At 70.6% G+C, this 17,087-nt stretch carries 17 protein-coding genes; 12 read left to right on the forward strand and 5 right to left on the reverse strand.

Annotated features, from left to right (window positions below; all coding sequences use genetic code 11):
* Positions 1-146: 146 nt before the first annotated feature.
* On the reverse strand, positions 147-593 hold the full coding sequence (locus tag IEY56_RS04390; protein WP_189035702.1) for an SRPBCC family protein: 447 nt from the start codon (positions 591-593) through the stop codon (positions 147-149).
* A 191-nt stretch (positions 594-784) separates the two neighbouring features.
* On the opposite strand from IEY56_RS04390, the gene IEY56_RS04395 reads away from it, so the two are divergent.
* A complete protein-coding gene (locus IEY56_RS04395; protein WP_045865834.1) occupies positions 785-1,822 on the forward strand; it encodes an Rv2578c family radical SAM protein in 1,038 nt (345 codons plus the stop codon).
* 66 nt (positions 1,823-1,888) lie between these two features.
* The gene (locus tag IEY56_RS04400; RefSeq protein WP_189035703.1) at positions 1,889-2,296 is read left to right on the forward strand and encodes a RidA family protein; all 408 of its coding nucleotides are present in this window, start codon (positions 1,889-1,891) and stop codon (positions 2,294-2,296) included.
* A 37-nt stretch (positions 2,297-2,333) separates the two neighbouring features.
* Here IEY56_RS04400 and IEY56_RS04405 read toward each other — a convergent pair whose 3' ends face one another.
* Positions 2,334-2,843, reverse strand: a complete 510-nt coding sequence (locus IEY56_RS04405; RefSeq protein WP_189035704.1) for a pyridoxamine 5'-phosphate oxidase family protein — start codon at positions 2,841-2,843, stop codon at positions 2,334-2,336.
* Positions 2,840-2,995: a hypothetical protein gene (locus IEY56_RS04410; protein WP_189035705.1), complete on the reverse strand. Its 156-nt coding sequence runs from the start codon at positions 2,993-2,995 to the stop codon at positions 2,840-2,842. The genes IEY56_RS04405 and IEY56_RS04410 overlap by 4 nt, the downstream gene beginning before the upstream one ends.
* A gap of 21 nt (positions 2,996-3,016) precedes the next feature.
* On the opposite strand from IEY56_RS04410, the gene IEY56_RS04415 reads away from it, so the two are divergent.
* Entirely contained in the window at positions 3,017-3,553 is a 537-nt protein-coding gene (locus IEY56_RS04415) for a GNAT family N-acetyltransferase (RefSeq protein ID WP_189035706.1), read from the forward strand.
* On the opposite strand, the gene IEY56_RS04420 is transcribed toward IEY56_RS04415, so the two are convergent.
* Positions 3,537-4,163, reverse strand: coding sequence for a HEAT repeat domain-containing protein (locus tag IEY56_RS04420; protein ID WP_189035707.1), 627 nt, complete (start codon positions 4,161-4,163; stop codon positions 3,537-3,539). The genes IEY56_RS04415 and IEY56_RS04420 overlap by 17 nt on opposite strands.
* A 407-nt stretch (positions 4,164-4,570) precedes the next feature.
* Between IEY56_RS04420 and IEY56_RS04425 the strand changes: the two genes are divergently transcribed.
* The 9 genes from IEY56_RS04425 (at position 4,571) to pssA (ending at position 15,687) form a co-directional block, all read left to right on the forward strand.
* The gene (locus IEY56_RS04425; protein WP_189035708.1) at positions 4,571-6,355 is read left to right on the forward strand and encodes a 3-hydroxyacyl-CoA dehydrogenase family protein; all 1,785 of its coding nucleotides are present in this window, start codon (positions 4,571-4,573) and stop codon (positions 6,353-6,355) included.
* A gap of 127 nt (positions 6,356-6,482) precedes the next feature.
* Positions 6,483-7,292, forward strand: coding sequence for a TetR family transcriptional regulator (locus IEY56_RS04430; RefSeq protein ID WP_189035709.1), 810 nt, complete (start codon positions 6,483-6,485; stop codon positions 7,290-7,292).
* Between the two features lie 512 nt (positions 7,293-7,804).
* Entirely contained in the window at positions 7,805-9,181 is a 1,377-nt protein-coding gene (gene ccrA / locus IEY56_RS04435; RefSeq protein ID WP_189035710.1) for a crotonyl-CoA carboxylase/reductase, read from the forward strand.
* Between the two features lie 6 nt (positions 9,182-9,187).
* Positions 9,188-11,266: an ethylmalonyl-CoA mutase gene (locus IEY56_RS04440; RefSeq protein WP_189035711.1), complete on the forward strand. Its 2,079-nt coding sequence runs from the start codon at positions 9,188-9,190 to the stop codon at positions 11,264-11,266.
* On the forward strand, positions 11,263-12,246 hold the full coding sequence (locus IEY56_RS04445) for an HpcH/HpaI aldolase/citrate lyase family protein (protein ID WP_189035712.1): 984 nt from the start codon (positions 11,263-11,265) through the stop codon (positions 12,244-12,246). Before IEY56_RS04440 ends, IEY56_RS04445 begins: the two co-directional genes overlap by 4 nt.
* Before the next feature lie 5 nt (positions 12,247-12,251).
* Positions 12,252-12,785: a MaoC family dehydratase gene (locus IEY56_RS04450; protein ID WP_189035851.1), complete on the forward strand. Its 534-nt coding sequence runs from the start codon at positions 12,252-12,254 to the stop codon at positions 12,783-12,785.
* A gap of 1 nt (position 12,786) precedes the next feature.
* Positions 12,787-14,034: an acyl-CoA dehydrogenase family protein gene (locus tag IEY56_RS04455; protein WP_189035713.1), complete on the forward strand. Its 1,248-nt coding sequence runs from the start codon at positions 12,787-12,789 to the stop codon at positions 14,032-14,034.
* 170 nt (positions 14,035-14,204) lie between these two features.
* Positions 14,205-14,852 carry a phosphatidylserine decarboxylase gene (locus tag IEY56_RS04460; protein ID WP_189035714.1) on the forward strand — a complete coding sequence of 216 codons (648 nt, stop codon included), beginning with the start codon at positions 14,205-14,207 and terminating at the stop codon, positions 14,850-14,852.
* Positions 14,839-15,687 carry a CDP-diacylglycerol--serine O-phosphatidyltransferase gene (gene pssA, locus IEY56_RS04465; protein WP_045865824.1) on the forward strand — a complete coding sequence of 283 codons (849 nt, stop codon included), beginning with the start codon at positions 14,839-14,841 and terminating at the stop codon, positions 15,685-15,687. The genes IEY56_RS04460 and pssA overlap by 14 nt, the downstream gene beginning before the upstream one ends.
* Positions 15,688-15,827: 140 nt before the next feature.
* On the opposite strand, the gene IEY56_RS04470 is transcribed toward pssA, so the two are convergent.
* Positions 15,828-16,964 carry a glycerate kinase gene (locus IEY56_RS04470; RefSeq protein ID WP_189035715.1) on the reverse strand — a complete coding sequence of 379 codons (1,137 nt, stop codon included), beginning with the start codon at positions 16,962-16,964 and terminating at the stop codon, positions 15,828-15,830.
* Positions 16,965-17,087: the final 123 nt, after the last annotated feature.

The following is a 17,087-nucleotide window of genomic DNA, read 5'->3' on the forward strand; positions in this document are numbered from 1 at the left end:
ACTGCGGCTTTGACGCGGGGGCGCACACGGATCCCGACGCTCCGCACTACCGGGGAAACCACCCGAACCGGTGAGCACGACAGCACGTCCCGCACCCCACCGGGGGGCGGGAGCGCGCCGCCCCCACCCCCGTCCGCGCCTCCGCTCTACTTCTCCAGCTCGGCGGCGAGCTTCGCGAGCATCTCGTCGTAGATGCGCGCCAGCCCCTTCGGGGCGAACGTCCGCTCGAAGAAGCCCCCGATGCCACCGGCCCCCTGCCACTCGGTGCGCACGGACACGCGCGCGGCACTGCCGCCGCCGGCCGGGGCGACGCTCCAGGTGGTGACCATCGTGGAGTTGCGGTCGCGCTCCACGAGTTCGCTCTCGGACGGCTCACTCACGTCCATCAGGCAGTCGCGCACCCGCTTGCTCGTCGCCTGCAGCTTCCAGTGCACGAGGGTGCCCTCGCCGTCACCGCCCTCCCGCACCTCGTATTCGCTGAAGTGGGCGGGGAGCAGCTTCGGCCGGGTTGCGCTGTAGTCGGCGAGCGCGTCGAAGACCGCGTCGGGCTTCGCCGCGATCTCCCGCTCGGTGGTCGAGACGACCTGCGCCATGAACTCCTCCTGCTGTCGGCATCCGGATGCGGCGGGGCGGCGCCTTCCTGCTGCGTCCGCCTCCTGCCGCGGCATCCCCCGGCGTCAGCCAACCACCCGGCCGCCCCGCGCCCAAATCGGCTTGACAGAGCGATGGGGAACAGATGTTCTATTCTAAGTACGAACGGCAGGGCGGCACGCGAGGAGGGTCCATGCGCTGGGAGAACCTGAGCGGCGACGGGTCGGCGGCGGAGTCTCCCGCCCTCTTCGGCACCGACGTGGTCACGAGGCAGTTCGACACCCCGGAGTTCCGGGGCATCACCTTCCACGAGGTGCGCGCCCGCTCGATCGTCAACCGGGTGCCGGGGGCGTCCCGCATGCCGTTCGAATGGACCGTCAACCCGTACCGGGGCTGTTCGCACGCATGCGTGTACTGCTTCGCACGCGGAACCCACCGATACCTCGACCTCGACACCGGAGCCGGCTTCGACTCGCAGATCGTCGTGAAGGTCAACGCCCCCGACCTGCTCCGCCGCGAACTGGGCGCGCCCCGCTGGCAGGGCGAGCACATCGCGATGGGCACCAACGTCGACTGCTACCAGCGCGCCGAGGGCCGCTACCGCCTGATGCCGGGGATCATCACCGCGCTGCGCGACTACGCCAACCCCTTCTCCATCCTCACCAAGGGCACGCTCATCCTCCGCGACCTCGACCTGCTGCGCTCGGCCGCCGCCGTCACGGACGTGGGGATCTCGGTCTCCGTCGGCTTCACCGACGAGGAGCTGTGGCGCACCGTCGAACCCGGAACCCCCGCCCCGGACCGCCGTCTCGACGTCGTGCGCACGCTCAGCGGGCAGGGCATCCCGTGCGGCGTCCTGATGGCCCCCGTCATCCCGTTCCTCGGGGACTCCCCGGCACAGCTCCGCACCACCGTCCGGGCGATAGCCGCCGCGGGCGCCACCTCCGTGACCCCGCTCGCCCTGCATCTGCGCCCGGGCGCGCGGGAGTGGTACATGAGCTGGCTCGCCCGGCACCACCCGCACCTCGTCCGCCACTACGAGGCGCTGTACGAGAACAGCGCCTACGCGCCGAAGTGGTACCAGCGGCGCATCACCCGCCAGGTGCACGAACTGGCCGCGGAGTACGGCATCGGCCCCAGCGCACCCGGCAGGCACCGCCGCGTCGAGGTCCACCCCGACCGGGAGCCGGAGCCCGAGCCGCCGGAGTGCACCCAGTTGACGCTGCTGTGAAAACCGGACCACAGGAACTTCACAAAGCGGTGGCGCCGACGATCTCTATGAACCAGCATCCGCGTCATGCCCGAACTCACGCACATCAAGACCCCGGCCGGCATCGCCCCCGCGTACGGCTACAGCCACGTCGTCTGGGGGGAGGGCCGCTTCGTCGCCGTCTCCGGACAGCTCTCGCTCGATGAGAACGGCGACGTCGTCGGTCTCAACGACCCGATGGCACAGGCCCGGCAGGTCTTCGCGAACGTACGCCGCTGCCTCAACGAGGCCGGCGCCACCTTCGACGACGTCGTGAAGTTCACCTTCTTCGTCACCGACATGCGCGTCATGCCCGCCGTGCGGGAGGCGCGCGACGCCTGCATCAACCCCGACAGGCCGCCCGCCTGCACCGCCGTGCAGGTCTACTCGCTCGTGCACCCCGAGCTCTACCTGGAGGTCGAGGCGTTCGCGATCACGCCGACGTGGCGGCTGTGACCGGACACCCCGCCCGGTCACAGCCGCCACGTGCAGCTCATACGTCCTCGTGAAGCGTGCTGTCCTCGTCCTTCCGCCGGACCGTGCGCAGACGCTTCCCCGGGTGCCAGACCTCGAAGACGATGTACGGGTCCTCCACATGGACGCGCACGGCCTCCGTCAGCTCCGCGCGGAAGAGGTGGAAGCGCCCGGGTGTGCTGCCCTCGGGCGCTCCGGCCGCGTAACGTGCCAGCGCGCCCGGGTCCGTGACCTCCGCGGCGCGGCCGGAGACCCGCACGTCGCCGCCCGCCATGTCGTCGCCCGGGCCGGGGTTGGCGTGCAGGGAGAAGCGCGGATCGCGGCGCAGATCCCGCGCCTTGCGGGAGCCGTACATCATCCCCAGCCACAGTTCACCGGCGCGGAAGTCCCCCTCCAGGCCCGTCAGCCTCGGCGATCCGTCGGCACGGAGCGTCGCGAGGACGTGGTGGCGGAAACGCCCGAAGCGTGCCCGGACGGCGTCGGCGAATTCGGGTTCGGCGGCGTGGAAGTCCGCCCAGCTGAGAGTCATATGCGCATCGTCGCCTGGAAACACGACACCTTCTGTCCGGGTTCCGCCACCAGGCCCACCGGGCCGCCCACCGCGGCGGCCGGCAGGGGGCGCAGCCCCGAGGAGAGCCGGCGGGAAATCCGGGTGAGGTACGGCCCGGGTACTGCCGGCATCAGGGCATGAAGGTGAGGGAGATGACCGCCGCGGACATCGAAGCCGTGGCCGAACTACGGGTGCGCGCCTGGCAGTCCGCGTACGCCGGGCTGCTGCCCGCCGCGTACCTGTCGTCGATGTCCGTCGAGGAGGACGCCGCGGCGAGGCGGCGCATGTTCGCCGCCTCGGACGGCACCATCGTGAATCTCGTCGCGGAGGCGGAGGACGGCGGCATCGCCGGCTGGGCGGCCCTCGGCCCGTACCGCATCGAGGGGCCGCACGGGCGGGGCGGACCGGCGGGCGGCGCCGAGCTCTACGCGCTCTACGTCCGACCCGACGTCCTCGGCACCGGGGTGGGCCGGCTACTGGCGGGCGCCTGTCTTGCGAGGGCCGCCGCCTCGGGCGCTTCCCGGATCGCGCTGTGGGTGATCGGCGGCAACGCCAGGGCGCGCCGCTTCTACGAACGGGCGGGCTTCACCCTCGACACCTTGGAGGACGCGGAGAGTCTGGACGACGTGGCGGGGACGCCCGTCACCGTGGTGCGCTACACGCGGCCGCTCCTCACGGGTGCGGTCTGACCGAGCGTTTGCGGGCCCGACGGGGTGTCGCGGGTATCCGGGCCAGGGCCGCTTTCGCCGAGGGGGAGAGGCGGTGGTGTTCGGCGGCGGCGCCCAGGACGGCCACCGCGCGCCGGTCGCCGAGCGCACCCAGCCCCTGGACGCACGCCTCGGCGATCGGCCAGTAGTGCACCGGCCCCATCAGCAGGCGCTGCAGGACGGAGATCAGCGTGGGGACCGACTCGGGGGCCCGTAACGCGGTGAGCAGCCGTACGGCGTGCAGGGCGTACCCGGTGCGCAGTTCGTTCGTGGCGAGCGCTGCCGCGGCGCGGGCTGTCCGGGGGTCACGCAGGCGTGCCAGGGCGTGGGCGGCGGTGGCGCAGCGCACGGGGTCGCGGTAGTTCAGCATGAAGATCAGCGTCTCGAAGGCACGCCGGTCCCCGGCCGTGCCGAGGGCGAACGCCGCCACCTCCCGCGCCCACAGCGGACGTTGGCTCTCCGCGAGGACGGCTGCGAGTTCGTCCCGCGCCGCCGGTGTGCCCTCCCTCGCGAGCCGTACGAGTCGCTCGTACTCCGCCGGGTCCGCCTCGGCCCGTACGCGATCGGTCAACGAACGGAATGCGTCGCCCACTTCCGCGCTCCCTCCCCCACGTGGTCCGTCCCACAGCCCTGGAAGTGCCATACCCCTGGCGCGTTGGTTACCCACGAGTTAAGCTGCTCGTCAGAGCGGCACCCCCGCTCAGGCGGCCTGGTGACGCAGCCGCCGGAGTTCGAGTCGGTTCGGCGGGGGTCCGGGTCCGCGGTGTACGCCGCGGCACTGCCCGGGCAGCACCGCTGAGTACGGAACAGCCCCTGGGACCGGGCTGGTTCCGCCTTCCACTCATCCTCTCATCGCAGCTCTTCCAGCGCGTGCGCCGATGCCGTGCACCGAGCTGAACCGGCCATCAGCCGAACCGGCCGTGCCCGCCGAGGAGTTCATTCGTTCCGGCGCGGAGCCGGCCCACCCTCACCGTCAGTCGTCACCCCTGGAGTCCCGTGATGGACCGTCCGCCTCTGCACACCATCGCCGTCGTCGGCCTCGGCACCATGGGCACCGGCATAGCCGACGTGCTCGCCCGTTCCGGCCGTGAGGTCGTCGGCATCGACATCAGCGACGCCGCCGCCCGGCACGCCGTCGCCTCCTTCGAAGCCTCCACCGCCCGCGCCGTGCAGCGCGAGCGCATGACGGAGGACGAACGGCGGGACGCGCTCGCCCGGTTCCGCACCTTCTCCGACCTGCGTGCCGCCGCCGAGGCGGACCTGGTCATCGAGGTCGTGCCCGAGGACTACGACACCAAGTGCCAGGTCTTCGCCGCCCTCGACACCGTCGTGAAGCCCGGCACGATCCTCGCGACCGGCACCAACGCCCTGTCCGTCACGCGGCTCGCGGCCGACTCCGACCGGCCCGAGCGGGTGCTGGGCCTGCACTTCTTCCACCCCGCCAAGAAGATGAAGCTCGTCGAGGTCGTCTCGTCGGTGCTCACCTCGCCGGAGGCCGTCACCGCCGTGACCGAGCTGGCCCGCGATCTGGGCAAGGAGCCCGTCGCGGTGGGCGACCGTCCCGGATTCGTGGCCGACGGCCTGCTGTTCGGCTACCTCAACCAGGCGGCCGCGATGTACGAGTCCCGCTACGCGAGCCGGGAGGACATCGACGACGCCATGCGCCTCGGCTGCGGCCTCCCCATGGGCCCGCTCGCGCTGCTCGACCTCATCGGCATCGACACGGCGCGCACCGTCCTGGACGCGATGTACGCCGACTCCCACGACCGCCTGCACGCCCCCGCCCCCATCCTGCGCCAGCTCAGCGACGCGGGCCTGACCGGCCAGAAGGCGGGCCGCGGCTTCTACACCTACGAGGCGCCGGGCTCGTCGGTCACCCTCGCCGACGCCGAGACGCCGGACGGCGACGCCGGGCTGGAGCAAGGGCGCCCCGTCTCGTCGGTGGGCGTCGCGGGCTCCGGCACCATGGCCAGCGGCATCGCCGAGGTGTTCGCCAAGGCCGGGTACGAGACGGTGCTCGCGGCGCGCGGCGAGGAGAAGGCGCAGAGCGCGAAGGCCCGCATCGCGGCCTCCTTCGACCGCGCGGTGAAGAAGGGCCGGATGACGGAGGAGGCGCGGGACGCCGCTCTCGCCCGTATCACTCCGGCCGGCTCTCTGAACGCGCTGTCCGGCGTCGACCTGGCGGTTGAGGCGGTGGCCGAGGACCTCGAGGTCAAGCGGCAGCTCTTCGCCTCCCTGGACGGCGTCTGCAAGCCGGGCGCCGTGCTGGCGACGACCACCTCCTCCCTGCCCGTGGTGGCCTGCGCACGCGCCACCTCGCGTCCCGAGGACGTCATCGGCATGCACTTCTTCAATCCCGCACCCGCGATGAAGCTCGTCGAGGTCGTCCGCACCGTCCTCACCGGGGACGAGGCGCACGCCACCGTGCGCGTGGTGGCCCGTGCAGTGCGCAAGCACCCCGTGGACTGCGGCGACCGCGCCGGATTCATCGTCAACGCCCTGCTCTTCCCGTACCTGAACAACGCGGTGAAGATGGTCGAGCAGCACTACGCCTCGCTCGATGACATCGACGCCGCGATGCGCCTGGGCGGCGGGTACCCCATGGGGCCCTTCGAACTGCTCGACGTGGTCGGGCTCGACGTCTCCCTCGCCATCGAGCAGGTGCTGCACCGCGAGTTCCGCGATCCGGGCCTGGCTCCGGCGCCGCTGCTGGAGCACCTGGTGGCCGCGGGGTGCCTGGGCCGCAAGACGGGACGTGGCTTCCGCGAATACGCGCGGCGGTGAGAACCCCCGCGGGCAGGGCGCCGGTGAAGCGGAAGCGCCGGTGAGGCAGAACGACGGGTGGGGCGGGCTGCTGGAGCCTTCCGGCAGCCCGCCCCCCGAGTCCGTCACGGCGTGTAACGTTCCCCACATGTCAGACTCGGCCAAGCCTTCCCGTTCGCACACCGCGTCCTCCCAGCGCCTCAGGATGCGGCGCGAGTTGGCGGCGGCGGCGATGGAACTCTTCGCGACGAAGGGGTACGAGGCCACCACGGTCGACGAGATCGCCGCCACAGCGGGCGTCGCGAGGCGCACCTTCTTCCGGCACTTCCGGGCCAAGGAGGAGGCGATCTTCCCCGACCACGACGACACCCTCGTCCGGGCCCAGGCCGTGCTGGAGGCAGCGCCGGCGCACGAGAACCCGCTGGACACCGTCTGCCGGGGCATCAAAGAGGTCATGCGCATGTACGCGGCCTCGCCCAAGGGCAGCGTCGAGCGGTACAAGCTCACCCGCGAGGTCCCCGCGCTGCGCGAGCGCGAGATCGCGTCCGTCGCGCGGTACGAGCGCCTCTTCACCCGCTACCTCCTCGGCCACTTCGACGAGGCGGCGCACCGCGACGGCGTGAGCGACTTCGACGAGCCGCTGCTCGCGGAGGTCGCCGCGTCCGCGGTCGTCACGGCGCACAACCACGTGCTGCGGCGCTGGCTGCGCAACGGCGGGGTGGGGGACGTCGAGGCGCAGCTGGACCACGCGTTCGCGATCGTGCGGAAGACCTTCGGCACGGGGTTCGGCGCCAACAGGCTGTCCACGCCAGAGACTTCGGGTCCGGGCGGCCCGGGCTCCGGGAGCGGGGCGGGAGCCGAAACGGTCCGGCATGACGAGGTCCTGGTCACGGTCGCGCGTACGGACGCCCCTCTCGGCGAGATCATGGACACGATCGAGCGGGCGCTGCGTTCCTGACTCTCCGGAGCCGCCCCCGGCACCGGGCGGTGTTCTGCGGCACTCCTCTCAGATTGGCCTGTTCGCACCGGTCCGCGCCTTCCGCCCAGTGCGTCCTGCCCGCCGGCACGGCGGCCGGCACCTGAGCGCGTACGCCACGCCTCCGTCCGGCGTGCCCGACTCCCCCCGCGCCGCGGGGAGTTGACCCGGTAGACGTCCCTCACTCACCGCTGCCCGCACTCCCTCCGGTGGGCGGGCAGCGCCGCGCGCTCATGCGTGCGAGCCCCGGTGACAGATGAGAGAAATTTTTGGCACGCAGTGTCTTGTGTGCTGGCACTGGGTGTCATACCTTGGTGCGAGTCCGGGCGCTGTCCCGACGGCACCACAGCCGTGTTCCCGGACGCCTGCGTCACAGGCGACCCCGCGCTCACCAGCGCTGCCGACAGCAACAAACCCGCCGAACCGACGGCTCTGCCTCAAACCCGACGACCCTCAAAGCGTCTCCTTCCTCGCGCTTCGCCGGAGGCAATACCGTGAACAAGATCCTCGACGCGATCCTCGCGTCAGACACAAAGCCCGAAGACTTCGCCGAGCTGCCCCTCCCCGAGTCGTATCGCGGGGTGACCGTCCACAAGGACGAGGCCGGGATGTTCGACGGCCTCCCCTCCCGGGAGAAGGACCCGCGCAAGTCGCTCCACCTCGACGAGGTGCCCGTGCCCGAACTGGGGCCCGGTGAGGCCCTGGTGGCGGTGATGGCGTCCTCGGTGAACTACAACTCGGTGTGGACCTCGCTGTTCGAGCCGATGTCCACCTTCGGGTTCCTGGAGCGCTACGGCCGCCTCTCGCCGCTGACGAAGCGCCACGACCTGCCCTACCACGTCATCGGCTCGGACCTCTCCGGAGTCGTGCTGCGCACCGGCGCCGGCGTCAACTCCTGGAAGCCCGGCGACGAGGTCGTCGCCCACTGCCTGTCCGTCGAGCTCGAATCAGCCGACGGACACGACGACACCATGCTCGACCCCGAGCAGCGCATCTGGGGCTTCGAGACCAACTTCGGCGGCCTCGCGGAGATCGCGCTGGTCAAGTCCAACCAGCTCATGCCCAAGCCCGACCACCTCAGCTGGGAGGAGGCCGCAGCCCCCGGCCTGGTCAACTCCACCGCCTACCGGCAGCTCGTCTCCCGCAACGGCGCCGGCATGAAGCAGGGCGACAACGTCCTCATCTGGGGCGCGAGCGGCGGACTGGGCTCCTACGCAACCCAGTTCGCGCTCGCGGGAGGCGCCAACCCCATCTGCGTCGTCTCCAGCGACGCCAAGGCCGACATCTGCCGCCGCATGGGCGCCGAAGCGATCATCGACCGCAACGCCGAGGACTACCGCTTCTGGAAGGACGAGCACCACCAGGACCCGCGGGAATGGAAGCGCTTCGGCAAGCGCATCCGCGAACTCACCGGCGGCGAGGACGTCGACATCGTCTTCGAACACCCCGGCCGCGAGACCTTCGGCGCCAGCGTCTACGTCACCCGCAAGGGCGGCACCATCGTCACCTGCGCCTCCACCTCCGGCTACGAGCACAGCTACGACAACCGCTACCTGTGGATGTCGCTCAAGCGCATCGTCGGCTCGCACTTCGCCAACTACCGCGAAGCCTGGGAGGCCAACCGCCTCATCGCCAAGGGCAAGATCCACCCCACCCTGTCGAAGACGTACAGCCTGGAGGAGACCGGCCAGGCCGCCTACGACGTCCACCGCAACCTCCATCAGGGCAAGGTCGGCGTCCTCGCACTGTCCCCCGAAGAAGGACTCGGCGTCCGTAACGAGGCGAAGCGCGCCAAGCACCTCGACGCCATCAACCTCTTCCGGGACGCCGATGCGGGGCAGGGCCACCGCGCCACCGGCAAGGCGGCGTGACCCGTCATGACGAACCGAGGGGAACGCGCTGCACCCGCCGCGCCCGCGGGGCGCGGCGGGCCCGGCAGGAAGGACCGGCCGTGGCTCATGCGCACGTACGCCGGCCACTCCACCGCTGAGGCGTCCAACGAGCTGTACCGGCGCAACCTCGCGAAGGGCCAGACGGGCCTGTCCGTCGCCTTCGACCTGCCGACGCAGACCGGCTACGACCCCGACCACGTGCTGGCGCGCGGCGAGGTCGGCCGCGTCGGCGTACCGGTCTCCCATGTCGGCGACATGCGGCGGCTGTTCGAGGACATCCCGCTGGAGCAGATGAACACGTCCATGACGATCAACGCCACGGCCATGTGGCTGCTGGCGCTCTACCAGGTCGTTGCGGAGGAGCACGGCGCGGACGTCTCCAGGCTCCAGGGGACGACGCAGAACGACATCGTCAAGGAGTACCTCTCGCGGGGGACGCACGTCTTCCCGCCGGGGCCCTCGCTCCGGCTCACGACCGATATGATCGCCTACACGGTCGGCCGGATCCCCAAGTGGAACCCGATCAACATCTGCAGCTACCACCTGCAGGAGGCCGGTGCCACGCCCGTCCAGGAGATCGCGTACGCCATGAGCACGGCCGTGGCCGTGCTGGACGCCGTGCGCGACTCCGGGCAGGTGCCGCCCGAGCGCATGGGCGACGTCGTCGGGCGCATCTCGTTCTTCGTCAACGCGGGCGTCCGCTTCGTCGAGGAGATGTGCAAGATGCGCGCCTTCACGCGCATCTGGGACCGCGTCACCCGGGAGCGGTACGGGATCGAGGACCCCCGGCAGCGCCGGTTCCGCTACGGCGTCCAGGTCAACTCCCTCGGCCTGACCGAGGCCCAGCCGGAGAACAACGTCCAGCGCATCGTGCTGGAGATGCTCGCGGTGACCCTCTCCAAGGACGCCCGGGCCCGTGCCGTGCAACTGCCCGCCTGGAACGAGGCGCTGGGCCTGCCCCGGCCGTGGGACCAGCAGTGGTCGCTGCGCATCCAGCAGGTACTGGCCCTGGAGAGCGACCTGCTGGAGTACGACGACATCTTCGCGGGCTCGTCGGTCGTCGAGGGGAAGGTCACGGAGCTGGTCGAGGCGTCCCTCGCCGAGATGGAGAACATCGAGCGGCTGGGCGGCGCGATGGCCGCGGTCGAGTCGGGCTACCTGAAGTCGCAGCTTGTCTCCTCGCACGCCGAGCGCCGCGGGCGCATCGAGTCCGGCGAGGAGAAGATCGTCGGCGTCAACTGCTACGAGTCGACCGAGCCGAACCCCCTCACCGCCGACCTGGACACCGCCGTCCAGACGGTCGACCCGGCCACGGAGGCCCAGGTCGCCGAAGCCGTCAGGCACTGGCGCAAGGTCCGCGACGCGCGGCAGTGCCCGCCCGGCGAGTCGGCCGCCGACGCGCTGCGGCGGCTCAAGGACGCCGCTGCCGGCGACGCCAACCTCATGGAGGCCACGCTGGAGTGCGCCCGCGCCGGTGTCACCACCGGCGAATGGGCGGGAGCGCTCCGCGAGGTCTTCGGCGAGTTCCGTGCGCCGACGGGCGTGAGCAGCGCCCCCGTGGCGGTGCCGTCCGAGGAGGGCTCCGCCCTCGCGGACGTGCGGCGCCGCGTGGAGCACACGGCTCGCGAACTGGGCGCCGGGAAGCTCCGGTTGCTGGTCGGCAAGCCCGGCCTGGACGGGCACAGCAACGGTGCCGAGCAGATCGCCGTACGGGCCCGCGACGCGGGCTTCGAGGTGATCTACCAGGGCATCAGGCTCACTCCGCAGCAGATCTCGGCGGCGGCCGTCGCCGAGGACGTCCACTGCGTCGGCCTGTCCATCCTCTCCGGCTCGCACGCCGAACTCGTACCGGACGTGCTGGAGCGCCTGCGCGACGCGGGCGCGCACGACGTACCCGTCGTCGTCGGCGGCATCATCCCCTCAGCCGACGCGGCCGAACTGCGCGCGGCCGGAGTCGCCGCGGTCTTCACCCCGAAGGACTTCGGGATCACGGAGATCATCGGCCGTATCGTCAACGAAATCCGCACAGCGAACAAGCTCGACCCTCTGGAGGTCCCCGCATGACAGCCCCGTCGCCGGCCGCCACCCCGGCTTCCCGCCTCCGCCCGCGGCGATCCTGTCTCGCCGTGCCCGGGAGCAACCCCCGCTTCCTGGAGAAGGCGCAGGGCCTTCCGGCGGACCAGGTCTTCCTCGACCTGGAGGACGCCTGCGCCCCGCTGGCCAAGGAGGGGGCGCGGCACACGATCGTGAAGTTCCTCAACGAGGGCGACTGGAGCGGCAAGACCCGCGTGGTGCGCGTCAACGACTGGACGACGCACTGGACCTACCGCGACGTCATCACGGTCGTGGAGGGCGCCGGGCACAACCTCGACTGCATCATGCTGCCGAAGGTCCAGGACGCGCAGCAGGTGCACGCGCTGGACATGCTGCTCACGCAGATCGAGACGACGATGGGCCTCGAGGTCGGCCGCATCGGCATCGAGGCGCAGATCGAGAACGCCAAGGGCCTCGTGAACGTCGACGACATCGCGGCGGCCTCGCCGCGCATGGAGACGATCGTCTTCGGCCCGGCCGACTTCATGGCCTCGATCAACATGAAGTCCCTCGTCGTGGGCGAGCAGCCGCCCGGCTACCCCGCCGACGCGTACCACTACATCCTCATGCGCATCCTGATGGCCGCCCGCACCCACGACCTCCAGGCGATCGACGGCCCCTACCTGATGATCAAGAACCTGGACGGCTTCCGCGAGGTGGCCGGCCGTTCCGCGGCGATCGGCTTCGACGGCAAGTGGGTGCTGCACCCGAGCCAGGTCGAGGCGTCCAACGAGATCTTCTCCCCCTCGCAGGACGACTACGACCACGCCGAGATGATCCTCGACGCCTACGAGTACTTCACGTCCGAGAAGGGCGGCAAGAAGGGCTCCGCCATGCTCGGCGACGAGATGATCGACGAGGCGAGCCGGAAGATGGCCCTCGTCATCGCGGGCAAGGGGCGTGCCGCGGGCATGGCGCGCACGAAGTCCTTCGAAGCACCGGAGGCGTGAGCGGGATGCAGTTCGGCCGCACCTACGAAGAGTTCACCGTCGGGGACGTCTACAAGCACTGGCCGGGCAAGACGGTCACCGAGTACGACGACCACCTGTTCTGCCTGCTCACCATGAACCACCACCCGCTCCACATGGACTCCAACTACGCGGAGAGCACGACCGACTTCGGCCGGAACGTGGTGGTCGGCAACTACGTCTACTCGCTGCTCCTGGGCATGTCGGTGCCGGACGTCTCCGGGAAGGCCATCGCCAACCTGGAGGTCTCGTCGCTCAAGCACGTCGCGCCGACCTTCCACGGCGACACGGTCTACGGCGAGACGACCGTCCTCGACAAGACCCCCTCGAAGTCCAAGAGCGACCGCGGAGTCGTCCACGTCGAGACCAAGGGCTACAAGCAGGACGGCACGCTCGTGTGCGTCTTCCGCCGCAAGGTGATGGTCCCCACGCGGACGTACGTAGAGGAGCGCGGCGGGGAGCAGCCGGGGCGGCCCGTTCTGCGCGAGCCCGCCGGCGGCGCGGAGAAGGGAGGGAAGTGAGATGGGACGCCTCGCTCAGACCGAAGGTCTCACCGAGATCCAGCAGGAGATACTCGCCACCGTCCGCAGCTTCGTCGACAAGGAGATCATCCCGGTCGCCACCGAGCTGGAGCACCGGGACGAGTACCCCACAGAGATCGTCGAAGGGCTCAAGGAGCTCGGCCTCTTCGGGCTGATGATCCCCGAGGAGTACGGCGGGCTCGGTGAGTCCCTTCTCACATACGCGCTGTGCGTCGAGGAGATCGCGCGGGGGTGGATGAGCGTCTCGGGCATCATCAACACCCACTTCATCGTCGCGTACATGCTCAAGCAGCACGGCACCCAGGAGCAGAAGGACCACTTCCTGCCCAGGATGGCCACCGGCGAGGTCAGGGGCGCGTTCTCGATGTCGGAGCCGGGACTCGGCTCCGACGTGGCGGCCATCACCTCCAAGGGCGTGCGCGACGGGGACTCCGCCGACGGCGACTTCCTCCTCAACGGCCAGAAGATGTGGCTGACGAACGGCGGTTCCTCCACGCTCGTCGCCGTGCTGTGCCGTACGGACGAGGGCGTCCCCGAGGGTCCCCCTGAGCCTGGCGGCCAGGGAGGTGCCCCCAAGCCCCACAAGTCGATGACGACGTTCCTGGTGGAGAAGGAGCCCGGATTCGGCGAGGTCAGGCCCGGTCTCACGATCCCCGGCAAGATCGAGAAGATGGGCTACAAGGGCGTCGACACGACCGAACTCGTCATGCAGGACCTGAGGATCCCCGCGGACCGGGTCCTCGGCGGGACCACCGGCCGCGGCTTCTACCAGATGATGGACGGCGTCGAGGTCGGCCGCGTCAACGTCGCGGCGCGTGGCTGCGGAGTGGCGCAGCGTGCGTTCGAGCTGGGCATCGGTTACGCACAGCAACGGCACACTTTCGGAAAGCCCATCGCGCAGCACCAGGCAATCCAGTTCCGGCTGGCCGAGATGGCCACCAAGGTGGAGGCGGCACACGCCCTGATGGTCGGCGCGGCCCGCAAGAAGGACGCCGGTGAGCGCAACGACCTCGAGGCCGGAATGGCCAAATACCTCGCCTCGGAGTACTGCAAGGAGGTCGTGGAGGACGCATTTCGCATCCACGGCGGGTACGGTTTCTCAAAGGAGTACGAGATCGAGCGCCTCTACCGCGAGGCGCCGATGCTCTTGATCGGTGAAGGAACTGCCGAGATCCAGAAAATGATCGTAGGCCGCCGCCTGCTGGAGGAGTACCGCTTCCAGGGCTGAATGTCCCTTTACGGGATGCCTTCCTGACGCACGGGACGGCATCCCGCACAGGGAATTCGGAGACGGACTGGCGTACTGGCTTGGCCAGTTGCCACCGGTAACCGATACCATCCCGGAAAGCCGCCGTCCCCCTTCTGCAGCCGCGGCTCCCTCCGCTACGAAGGTCATACATGCCCCACAGCCCATCCTCTGCACCCAGCGGCCGAGTCCGCATCGCGCGCGGAGCGTCGCCGTGGCTTCTGCCGACAGTCGCGACCGCTGCCGTCAGCCTTCTGCGCTCGCGCCGCTCCAAGAGAGCGGCCGCGGTCGCCGTGCCCGCAACCGCACTCGCGGCGGGCATGCTGTGGTTCTTCCGCGACCCGGAGCGTGAGATCGCCGAGGGCCGTGTGATCTCCCCCGCGGACGGTGTGGTGCAGAGCATCATGCCGTGGCACGACGGCCGTACCCGCGTCGCCGTCTTCATGAGCCCTTTGAACGTGCACGTCAACCGCGCCCCGCTCGCGGGCACCATCTCGTCCGTGGAGCACATCCCCGGCGGATACGTCCCCGCTTTCAACAAGGAGAGCGAGAACAACGAGCGCGTGGTGTGGCACTTCGACACCGAGATCGGCGACGTGGAGATGGTGCAGATCGCCGGTGCCGTGGCCCGCCGGATCGTTCCGTACGTGCCGCAGGGCTGCAAGGTCGAGCAGGGCGACCGGATCGGACTCATCCGCTTCGGCTCCCGAGTCGACGTCTACCTGCCCGAAGGGGTCGAGGCCGGCGTCGAGGTCGGCCAGACCACTACCGCGGGGGTGACTCGTCTTGACCGTGATTGATCCCGATACCCAGGCGGCCGCCTGGGTCGCCGAGGCCGAAGAGGACGACGAGATGCCGCTGTCGACGCGGCTGTCGATAGCGGACACCCTCACCCTCGGCAACGCCACCTGCGGCTTCATGGCCGTGTACTTCACGACCACCGGCGTCCTCATCCCGCACCTGACGGGCAGCGAGGACGGCGGCATGGCCCGGCACAGCGCGGCGACAGCCGTGATGCTGATGCTGCTGGCCTCGGTCTTCGACCTCTTCGACGGGCTCGTCGCGCGGAAGCTGCGCAGCTCGGCCATGGGCGCGGAGCTGGACAACCTCTCCGACCTCATCAGCTTCGGGCTGGCGCCCGCCTACTTCGTCGCCACGTGGGGCATGGTCGCCAACGACGCGAACCAGCACGTGTCCGTGGTCGCCGCCGTCGTGGTGCTGCTGGCGGTGGTGCTGCGGCTTGCCCGGTTCTCGTGCGTGCCCATGCGGGACGGGATGTTCCAGGGCATGCCGGGGCCGTTCGGCGCCCTGACGGTCGTGTCGATCGTCCTGCTGGAGCTGCCGTTCGTGCCGACGCTGCTGGCCATCATGGGCGTCGCCTGGCTGATGGTGAGCCGCGTCGAGTACCCCAAGCCGCGCGGCCGGCTCGCTGTGGCGATGCTCGCCTGGATCATGGCGAGCATGGGCCTGCTGGCGGCCTGGGCGTTCGACGCGCCGGGCGGCGAACTGCTCATGCAGACCGGCTGCGCGCTCCAGGTCGTACTGGGCGCCGTCATCCCGCTGTTCGCTACGGCGCGCCGCGTGCACACCTTCCGCGACAACCGCCGCGAGGCGCGCACAGCAGCGCAGGGCTGACGCGGAGCAGAAACGCGCAGAAGGGCCCGGCCGCATTCCGCGGCCGGGCCCTTCTGCGATGTACGGGGTGCCGTCTCCCGCGCGCACGGCGCAGGACAGCGGGACGGCCGGGCGGCCGGACCGAACCGCCCGGCCCGCAGTCAGAGGCGCTCCTCCGCCAGGCGCTCGGCGAGCTTCTCCAGCAGGGGGCCCGCCTGGGACATGCAGCGCTGCGGGTCGCTCTCCACGTCCGTCAGGGCGTAGACGCGCTCGAACCCGGCGCCCTTGAGGGCCTTGCCGTCCAGCTTCAGCTGCCCGCACACGCCCAGCACGGGCTTGCCCTGCTTGCGCGCCGCCGCGGCGACCCCGGCCGGGGCCTTTCCGTGCAGGGTCTGGGCGTCCAGCGCCCCCTCCCCCGTGACGACGAGGTCGGCACGCTCCAGCGCCGAGGCGAAGCCGAGCACCTCCAGGAGCACGTCGATGCCGGGACGGAACGTCGCGTTGAGGCCGACGAGCGCGCCGTAGCCGATGCCGCCGGCCGCGCCGGCGCCGGGAGCCTCGGCCGTCTCGGCCGCTCTGGGGCCGACCGACTCGCCCATCACCTTCACGAAGTGCGTGAGTGCCGCGTCGAGGACGTTCACGTCCTGCTCTCCGGCGCCCTTCTGCGGGCCGTAGACGGAGGCGGCGCCCTTCGGCCCCGTCAGGGGGTTGTCGACGTCGCTGGCGAGGACGACCTCGATGTCCGCGAACCGTTCGTCGACGCCGGACAGGTCCGCCGAGACCATCTCCACCAGCGGCCCTCCCCCGTGGGGGATCTGGTCACCGTCCTCGTCGAGGAAGCGGGCGCCGAGCGCTTCGAGCATGCCGGCTCCGCCGTCCGTCGTGGCGGAGCCGCCGACGCCGAGGACGACGGTACGGGCTCCCGCGTCGACGGCGGCGAGCAGCAGTTCGCCGGTGCCGCGCGTGGTGGCCGTCAGCGGCGCGTACACGGTGGGCGGCATGAGCTGGAGGCCGGAGGCCTCTGCCATCTCGACCACGGCGGTGTCGCCGCGCAGTGCGAAGGCGGCGGTGACCGGTGCGCCGAGCGGGCCGGTGACCTCCGCCTCGTGCCGCTCGAAGCCGGCCGCGACCGCCGCGGCCACGGTGCCGTCGCCGCCGTCGGCGACGGGCAGCGACTCCACGCTCGTCTCGGGGCGGACCCTCCTGATCCCGGCTGTGATGTGCTCAGCGACCTCGACGGCCGTCAGTGAGCCCTTGAACTTGTCCGCGGCGATCAGTACGCGCGCCGTCGTCGTCATTTTCTGCCCCTGGGTCTCTTTCGCTTTCGAACAGGCAGTCGCGCCGAGGCGACCCTATCCGGCTGTGACCCCTGCCCACCATGGGCCGTGCAAACGTCAACTGCCGCGAATCCGCGTACCGGC

The sequence above is a fragment of the Streptomyces daqingensis genome (assembly GCF_014645895.1).
GTDB classification, from domain to species: domain Bacteria; phylum Actinomycetota; class Actinomycetes; order Streptomycetales; family Streptomycetaceae; genus Streptomyces; species Streptomyces daqingensis.